A 768-nucleotide genomic window follows, 5' to 3' on the forward strand; every position below is an offset into this window, starting at 1 on the left:
GCCAGAGGCTTACGTCCTGGATCGAGCGCATGAGCACCGACGGATTGTCCCGTGCGGGAATGAAGCCCCAGCTCTGCCAGTAGCGCTCGGCCTCGGCGTCGATCGCCCGCACCACCACCGCGCGGCCGCCGACGATGTCAGCGCCGGCGACGCAGCGATGCAGCGCGTCCTTGACCAGGCCGCTGCCGATGCCTTGTCCGGCATAGCGATGGTCGACGGCGAGTTGTCCAATCAACAGGCAGGGGATCGGATCGGGGGGCCGTCCGGTGCGGATGGCGCGCGGTTCGCTGTTTGGCTGGATCACGCCGGGCGCGAGGCCGTAATAGCCGACGACTGTTCCCTCGTCGTGAACGACCAGGACGCGGGTAAACCCGCGGGCCTGGTTCGTTCGCGCGAAGCCGGCCAGCCAAGCGTTGAGCGCCGACTTGCCGCAATCGAAGCTGTCGAGGCGGTGCACGTCGTTGAGGAGTTCGATGCCTGAAAGCGCCACCTAGCGGTCCCAGGGCGGGGACCGACGCAGCCGCTCGTCCGCCTTCGGCGGGGGCATAGCGGCGGGCGCTGAGATCGCCTGCATGAAGGCGTCATAGGCTTCCGGGGACACGCGGATGACGGTTTCGTTGAGAATGGCCGCCTGCGCCTCGTGGAGTGCTGCGCGCCGCATGAACTCCGTGCGCGACAGGCCAAGCAGCTCCGCGCCGCGGTCGATGATGGTGAGATCATCGTCGCGAAACCGCATCGAGACGGGTGTTTCCTTCCTCGTGGCTGTGA

Annotated in this window: 2 protein-coding genes; both read right to left on the reverse strand. The window is 67.4% G+C overall.

The window, feature by feature from the left end; genetic code table 11:
• Nucleotides 1-490 (reverse strand): GNAT family N-acetyltransferase (locus ACWGS8_RS35155; protein WP_454585205.1); only part of this gene is annotated, 490 nt, incomplete at its 3' end.
• On the reverse strand, nucleotides 491-768 hold a 278-nt coding region (locus tag ACWGS8_RS35160; protein ID WP_454585206.1), incomplete at its 5' end, for a type II toxin-antitoxin system TacA family antitoxin.

Source organism: Mesorhizobium sp. 43Arga, assembly GCF_053714255.1.